The sequence below is a fragment of the Corallococcus sp. AB045 genome (assembly GCF_003668895.1).
In the GTDB taxonomy this organism is placed as follows: domain Bacteria; phylum Myxococcota; class Myxococcia; order Myxococcales; family Myxococcaceae; genus Corallococcus; species Corallococcus coralloides.
Genome location: NZ_RAWN01000004.1, coordinates 99058 through 106067 on the forward strand (window position 1 = coordinate 99058; position 7010 = coordinate 106067).

Here is a 7010-nt window from a genome sequence, read left to right on the forward strand (position 1 = left end):
TCCTCTTCCGCCGTTCGGTATCTCTTCGCGGGGCGGGCCTCTTCCAGGGCCTGCCCCGCTGTCTTTTTCCGGGTGTGGACCCCTTCAAGGCCCCCACCCTCCTTGGGAGCCTTCCATGAAGCTCATCTGCGGGCTGGGCAACCCCGGGCGCGAATACGAGCGCCACCGCCACAACGTCGGGTTCATGGTGGTGGACGCGCTCCTGTCGCGCGCCCGCGCGGAGCTCACCCAGGACAAGTTCCAGGCGCGCGTGGGCCAGGGAAGCCTGGGCGGCGAGCGCATCCTCTTCGTGGAGCCGCAGACGTACATGAACCTGTCTGGCCGCTCCGTGGCGGAGGCCGCGCGCTTCTACAAGGTCGCGGTGCAGGACGTGCTCGTGGTGCACGACGAGCTGGACATGCCCTTCGGGCGGCTGCAGCTCAAGGCGGGCGGCGGCGCGGGCGGGCACAACGGGCTCAAGAGCATGGTGCAGTGCCTGGGCGAGGACGCCTTCATCCGCGTGCGGGTGGGCATTGGCAAGCCGGAGGGCCCCAACGCCAAGGAGCGCGTGGCGGGCTACGTCCTGTCCAACTTCGACGACGGCGAGCGCCGCCAGCTGGAGGAGCTCGTCGGGAAGGCGGCGGACATGGCGGAGAGCTGGGTGCGGGACGGGCTCGCCACGGCGATGAACCGCCACAACCGCAGGGCCTGAAGCGCCGGGCCGGCCGCCTGTCTGCCGGTTGCCCCTCTGGCTCCCCTTGACTTTCCAGGAGGGGTCCTCTTAGAAGCCCCTTCCCCCGGAGTGCGTCCCACGCCTTCCGGTGGATGTTCTTTCAAAGCTTCCCGTGTTCACGCACGGGCCAAGGCGCGATGGTGACGGGCGCGCGAGAGGATTTCCCGTCCCCGGTGGTGGCCTTCGAGGGCCTCCGGCCGTTTCCCCGCTCCCCGGATGGTCCGGGGGGCACTCGACCCCAAGGGGAGAGAAACATGGCAGAGACGCAGGCCGCCAAGCGGCTTCGTGAGTACGAGACCATCTTCCTGGTCAAGCCGGACGTGACCGACGACAACGTGGACAAGCTCAAGGAGCGCGTCCGCGGCATCGTTTCGCGTGAGGGCGGCAAGGTCCTCCGCTTCACGGTGTGGGGGAAGAAGAAGACCCTGTTCCCCGTGGCCAAGCAGCCCCGCGCCATCTACGTCCACACGAGCTTCCTGGGTGACGGCAAGCTGGTGGCGGAGATCGAGCGCAACCTGCGCAACCTCGACGACGTCACGCGCTACATCTCCGTGAAGATCGCGGACGAGGTGGATCCCGAGTCGCGTCCGGTGCTCGAGGACCTCAAGCTGGCCGGCGACGTCGAGGAGACCCGTCCGGGCGCTCCCGCCGAGCGCGAGGGTGGCTTCCGCAGCGAGACGCCTGAGTTCGTGGCTGGCGAATCGGAAGAGGAGTCCACCGAGGAGGCGTAACGCCTCTGACGGGACCTTCCCCCAACCTTCCAGGAAACGAGAACGTTCATGAGCAACGGCATGGATAGCAAGCAGGGCGCGGGCGCTTCCCGCGGCCCCGGTGGTGGTGGCGGTGGCGGCTACGGCGGCGGTTCGCGCGGTGGCGACCGCGGTGGTGATCGCGGCGGTGACCGCGACCGTGGTGGTGATCGCGGCGACCGCGGCGGCATGGGCGGCGACGACGACAAGCGCGGTGGTCGCGGCTTCGGCCGCAAGAAGGTCTGCCGGTTCTGCGCGGAGAAGAACGCGTCGGTGGACTTCAAGGACCAGGCGACGCTGAAGTACTTCGTCACCGAGCGCGGCAAGATCATCCCCCGCCGCATCTCCGGTAACTGCGCGAAGCACCAGCGTGAGGTGGCGGTCGCCATCAAGCGCGCCCGCGGCATCGCGCTCCTCCCCTACAACGCGGTGGTCGGCTAGTCGCCGGTCCGCAACACAGGAGACAGGAACATGAAGGTCATTCTGCGTGAGGACATCGACAACCTCGGCAAGTCCGGCGAGCTCGTCACGGTGAAGGACGGCTTCGGCCGTAACTTCCTGCTGCCGCGCAAGAAGGCGGTCCTGGCGAGCGAGCAGAACCTGCGTCAGCTGGAGCACGAGAAGGCCGTGCACACTGCGCGCAACGCCAAGCTGAAGGGCGCTGCCGACGAGCAGGCCAAGAAGCTGGGCGCCGTCAAGGTCACCATCAAGCGCAAGGTGGGCGAGCAGGACAAGCTGTTCGGCTCCGTCACGGTGCTGGACATCGCCGAGGCGCTCGCGGCCCAGGGCCAGCAGGTGGATCGCCGCCAGCTGCACCTGGCCGAGCCCATCAAGTCGCTGGGCAGCTACGAAGTGGAGCTCCGCCTGCACCGCGAGGTGACGGCGAAGATCAAGGTCGACGTGGTGGCCGAGTAGTCCACCGCTTCACCTGAAGCGCTCCATCGCTTCAAGGGAAGGGCCGTCCGGGCAACCGGGCGGCCCTTTTCGCGTCTCCGGGGTCCTGCCCCATCCGGCTCGCGCCGCTGGCGGTCCGTTTCACGGCATCCGCGTGGAGCCAGGAGCGCGGGCGTGGGTACTTCAGGGGCGGACACCGCCTGGAGGTCCCCGCCGCATGAGCGCTCCACTCCGCCCCGCCGCCGCGCACCACCCCGACCTGGACTGGCTCCGGGTGCTGGCCATCGTGGTGCTGCACCTGTTCCACACCGGGATGATGTTCAACACCTGGGAATGGCACATCAAGAGCCCCCAGGCGCTGCCGGTGCTGGAGCCTGTCATGGGGGTGCTGCACCTGGTGCGCATGCCGCTCCTGATGGTCATCTCCGGCGCGGGCACGGCGTTCGCGCTCCGGCGGCGCTCCTTGAGGGCGTTCACGAAGGACCGGGCGAAGCGGCTGTTGTTGCCGCTGGTGTTCGGCATGTTCGTGGTGGTGCCGCCGCAGATCTACGTGGAGCGGCTGTTCCAGGGCCGCTTCCAGGGGAGCTACGCCGCGTTCTACCCGACGGTGTTCGACTTCGTGCCCTACCCCGCGGGCAGCTTCAGCTGGCACCATCTGTGGTTCGTGGCCTACCTGTTCGTCTACTGCCTCATGGCCCTGCCCCTCTTCGCCGCGCTGCGCACGCAAGCCGGGGGGCGGTTCCTCGCGGCGGCGGACGCGTGGCTGTCGCGAGGGGTGAACGTGCTGTGGCTCGTCGTGCCGCTGGCGCTCAACCGGGTGCTGCTGCGCGACTTCCCGGAGACGCACGCGCTGCTGGATGATCCGCGCACGCTCATCCACTACGGCCTGCTGTTCCTCTACGGCCACCTGCTGGGCCGCTGCCCGGGCGTGTGGGGCCGGCTGGTGGCGCTGCGCCACGTGCTGCTGGCCGTGGCGTTGGCGGCGCTCGTGGTGGAGCTGGTCTGGCCGTGGCCGGTGATGCCGGTGGTGCCCGCCATCGTGGGGGGCACGGTGCTCATCTGGAGCGGGCTGCTGGTGGCGCTGGCCTGGGCGCGGCACCACGTGCGCACGGCCCCCGCGTGGCTTCCGCACGCGCAGGCGCTGTCGTATCCGTTCTACATCTTCCACCAGACGGTCATCATCTGCGTGGGCTACCTCTGCCTGCGCCTGCCGGTGGGTCCCTGGGCCATGCTCCTCGCGGTGCTCACGCTGTCCTTCGCCGTCACGCTGGCGCTGTGCGAGGGCGTGTCCCGCGTGTCGTGGCTCCGGCCGCTCTTCGGCATGAAGCCCCGGGCCGCGCGTCCGGCGGTTCTCACCCCGGAGGCCGTGGGGTGAGGACCTGGGCGGAGCATCCCTCCACGCGGTGGCGCTGGCCCCGGCTGCGCCTGCGTCCGGCGCTGAAGGTCCTGGCGTTCGGGCTGGTCCTGGGTGTGTGGCAGGGCAGCGCGGTGCGGCTGATGCAGCTCATGCGGCCCCATCCGGGCCATTGGGCACCCGCGTTCATCTGGGAGATGACCAGCGCGCTTGCCGTCACGCTGCTGCTCCCCGTCCTGATGACGGCGGTGCTCAACGCGCCGGCACCTCGCGTGGGCTGGGCGCGCTTCCTGGGCATCCACGCGGCGGCGTTCCTCCTCTTCACGTCGCTGCACATCGCGCTGATGGCGGGGCTGCGGCACGGCGTCTACGCGCTGCTGGAGCTGGGGGACTACGACCTGGGGCCACCCGTGTACGCGCTCCCCATGGAGGCGCAGAAGGACCTGATCACCTACGGCCTGGGCTGCGCGGTCATCTCGCTCCTGCACGAGTGGCGGGAGCGGCAGGCCCGCGCGCTGCGCTCGGCGGAGCTGGAGGGCGAGCTGAGGGCCGCGCAGCTCCAGTCCCTCACGGGCCAGCTGCACCCGCACTTCCTCTTCAACGCGCTGCACACCATCGGGTCGGTGATGTACGAGGACCTGCCGCGCACGGACCGGCTCCTGAGCGACCTGGGCCAGCTCCTGCGCGCGAGCCTGGAGCGCACCGAGCCCACCTGGACGCTGGCCGAGGAGCGCGGGCACACCGAGCGCTTCGTCGCATTGCTCTCTGCGCGCTTCGGCGACCGGCTGGAGGTGCGCTGGGATGTGGCGCCGGGGTTGGAGTCCCAGCGCGTGCCCTGCTTCGCGCTCCAGACGCTGGTGGAGAACGCGGTGAAGCACAACCAGGACCTGCGCGGCGCGCTGGAGGTGCGCATCCGCACCCGGGCCGAAGCGGACCGCTGGGCGCTGGAGGTGGAGGACACCGGGCGCGGCTTCGGGGCGCCCTCCCCTGCCTCCGGACCCGGCGTGGGGCTGACGCAGCTTTCGCGCGTGCTCACGCTGCTTCATGGAGACCGGGCCCGGCTGGAGCGCGGCGAGGGACCGGAGGGTGGCGCGCGCGTGACGGTGTGGCTGCCCCGGCTGGAGGCTTCGTCATGACGGTGTTCCGCGTGCTGGTGGTGGACGACGAGGCGCCCGCGCGCGCGAAGGTGAAGCGCCTGCTGGCGGACGACGCGCGCTTCACCTGCGTGGGCGAGGCCTCGGACGGGACGGAGGCGCTCGCGCGCATCGAGTCGCTGCGGCCGGACCTGGTGGTGCTGGACGTGCAGATGCCCGGCCTCACCGGCTTCGAGGTCCTGGAGGCGCTCGGGCCGGACGCCTGCCCCGCGGTCATCTTCTCCACCGCCTACGAGCGCTTCGCGCTCCAGGCCTTCGAGGCCCACGCGGCGGACTACCTCCTCAAGCCCTATGACGCGGGCCGCTTCACCCGGGCGCTCGACAAGGCCCATGCGCTGCTGGGCGCGGGCACGCATGGCTCCGCCGCGCTGGACGCCCTGCTCGCCACGGTGGCGAAGGCCCGCCCGGAACGCCCCCTGGAGCGGCTGGTGGTGAAGGTGGGCGAGGGCTGGGTGCCCCTGCGCCTGGACACCGTGTGGCGCCTGTCGTCGGAGGACAAGTACGTGCGGCTCTTCACCGCCCAGGGCGAGCACCTGGTGCGCCAGACGCTGCGCGCCCTGGAGGAGCGCCTGGACCCCACCCGCTTCGTGCGCGTGCACCGCGGCGACCTGGTGAACCTGGAGGCCGTGGCCCGGCTGGAGCCATGGACGCATGGAGACGGCATCCTGGTGCTCAAGGACGGCTCCACGGTGATCCTCAGTCGCACCTACCGGGAGGCCTTCCTCCAGCAGTGGGGCGCCGCCGAATAGCCCGACGCGCGGGGTCGGTTCACCTGGAGGCCGGGCGGAGGTGCCACGGCGGGTCGTGGCATCCCTCCCGGACCCACCGGGTGCTACAGGTCTGTTGCCTGGAAACTGGACGTCCGCTGGAACGTGTCAGACGCTGCCTGTAGAGGTTCCAAGCAGCCATGCAGAACGTCCTGGACGGTAGGGAAGGTCGGCGGGTCCACGAGGATCTCGCCGCGGAGCGCGCGGTGCTGGGCGCCGTGCTGGCGGACAACGGGCTCATCACGCCCGTGGCGGAGGTCGTCCACGCGGACGACTTCGCCAGCCCTTCGCACGCGCAGATCTTCTCCGCGATGATGCGGTTGGATCAGCAGAGCAAGCAGGTGGACCACCTGACGCTCGCGGAGGAGCTCAAGGTCCTGGGCCAGCTCGTCTCGGTGGGAGGCCCCGCGTACCTGATGGGCCTGGACCAGGTCGTCCCGCTGGCGGCCAACGCCGTCCAGTACGCCCACATCGTCAAGGACCAGGCGCTGCGCCGGCGCCTGGCCAACGTGGGCCGGGAGATCCAGGAGCTCGCCAGCCAGGAGACGGGGGAGCTGGACGTCCTGCTCGACGAGGCCGAGCGCAAGGTCTTCCTCCTCGCGGAGAAGAAGCGCGAAGGCGACCTGCGTCCGGTCAGCGAGCTGATGGAGCAGACGCTCGACCTGCTGGACAAGATGAAGACCGCGGCGACGGGCGTGACGGGCCTGTCCACGGGCTACCTCGACCTGGACAATCAGCTGACCGGCCTGCACGCCGGTGAACTCATCATTCTCGCGGCGCGTCCCGGCGTGGGCAAGACGTCCTTCGCCATGAACATCGCGGTGCACGCGGCGCTGAAGGAGAACAAGGCCGTCGGCATCTTCAGCCTGGAAATGCCCGCGGATCAGCTGCTCATGCGTCTGCTCGCGTCCACCGCGCGCGTGGACATGAAGAAGCTGCGCGGCGGCCGGCTGTCCCCGCACGACGAGGAGAAGTTCCAGGAGATGGCGGGCGCGCTCTACAACGCCCCCATCTACATCGACGACTCCGGCGGTCTGTCCCCGTTCGACCTGCGCGCGAAGGCGCGGCGCGTGAAGCAGAAGGACCCGCGCCTGTCGCTGCTCGTCATCGACTACCTCCAGCTGATGCACCAGAAGGGCAAGGTGGAGAGCCGCCAGTTGGAAGTCGCTGAAATCTCCCGCGCGCTCAAGCAGCTGGCCAAGGAGCTGGAGGTGCCCATCATCGCGCTCAGCCAGCTCAGCCGTAAGGTGGAGGAGCGCAAGGGCGGCAAGCCCATGCTCTCCGACCTGCGTGAGTCCGGCTCCATCGAGCAGGACGCCGACGTGGTGATGTTCATCCACCGCGAGACGGAGGAGGAAGGTGGCGAAGGCGGTGGTGGCG

At 69.9% G+C, this 7010-nt stretch carries 8 protein-coding genes; all 8 read left to right on the forward strand.

Annotation, left to right across the window (positions count from 1 at the left end):
- Window positions 1-115: 115 nt before the first annotated feature.
- Window positions 116-691 carry an aminoacyl-tRNA hydrolase gene (gene pth / locus D7Y21_RS01855; protein ID WP_120564017.1) on the forward strand — a complete coding sequence of 192 codons (576 nt, stop codon included), beginning with the start codon at window positions 116-118 and terminating at the stop codon, window positions 689-691.
- A 275-nt stretch (window positions 692-966) separates the two neighbouring features.
- Complete coding sequence (gene rpsF, locus D7Y21_RS01860; RefSeq protein WP_120564016.1) at window positions 967-1443, forward strand: 30S ribosomal protein S6; 477 nt, start codon at window positions 967-969, stop codon at window positions 1441-1443.
- Between the two features lie 48 nt (window positions 1444-1491).
- Window positions 1492-1902 (forward strand): 30S ribosomal protein S18, encoded by a 411-nt coding sequence (gene rpsR / locus D7Y21_RS01865; protein ID WP_120564015.1) that lies wholly within the window; start codon window positions 1492-1494, stop codon window positions 1900-1902.
- A gap of 30 nt (window positions 1903-1932) precedes the next feature.
- Window positions 1933-2376, forward strand: a complete 444-nt coding sequence (gene rplI, locus D7Y21_RS01870) for a 50S ribosomal protein L9 (protein ID WP_120564014.1) — start codon at window positions 1933-1935, stop codon at window positions 2374-2376.
- A gap of 196 nt (window positions 2377-2572) precedes the next feature.
- Entirely contained in the window at window positions 2573-3730 is a 1158-nt protein-coding gene (locus D7Y21_RS01875) for an acyltransferase (RefSeq protein WP_120564013.1), read from the forward strand.
- Window positions 3727-4845: a sensor histidine kinase gene (locus D7Y21_RS01880; protein ID WP_120564012.1), complete on the forward strand. Its 1119-nt coding sequence runs from the start codon at window positions 3727-3729 to the stop codon at window positions 4843-4845. Before D7Y21_RS01875 ends, D7Y21_RS01880 begins: the two co-directional genes overlap by 4 nt.
- Entirely contained in the window at window positions 4842-5612 is a 771-nt protein-coding gene (locus tag D7Y21_RS01885; RefSeq protein ID WP_120564011.1) for a LytTR family DNA-binding domain-containing protein, read from the forward strand. The genes D7Y21_RS01880 and D7Y21_RS01885 overlap by 4 nt, the downstream gene beginning before the upstream one ends.
- 158 nt (window positions 5613-5770) lie before the next feature.
- The coding region (gene dnaB / locus D7Y21_RS01890; RefSeq protein ID WP_121710849.1) for a replicative DNA helicase at window positions 5771-7010 on the forward strand (1240 nt) is incomplete at its 3' end.

Excerpts from the sequence above, each read along its gene's own strand:
- pth (WP_120564017.1), top strand. The coding sequence starts at position 116 with ATGAAGCTCATCTGCGGGCTGGGCAACCCCGGGCGCGAATACGAGCGC.
- rpsF (WP_120564016.1), top strand. The coding sequence starts at position 967 with ATGGCAGAGACGCAGGCCGCCAAGCGGCTTCGTGAGTACGAGACCATC.
- rpsR (WP_120564015.1), top strand. The coding sequence starts at position 1,492 with ATGAGCAACGGCATGGATAGCAAGCAGGGCGCGGGCGCTTCCCGCGGC.
- rplI (WP_120564014.1), top strand. The coding sequence starts at position 1,933 with ATGAAGGTCATTCTGCGTGAGGACATCGACAACCTCGGCAAGTCCGGC.
- D7Y21_RS01875 (WP_120564013.1), top strand. The coding sequence starts at position 2,573 with ATGAGCGCTCCACTCCGCCCCGCCGCCGCGCACCACCCCGACCTGGAC.
- D7Y21_RS01885 (WP_120564011.1), top strand. The coding sequence starts at position 4,842 with ATGACGGTGTTCCGCGTGCTGGTGGTGGACGACGAGGCGCCCGCGCGC.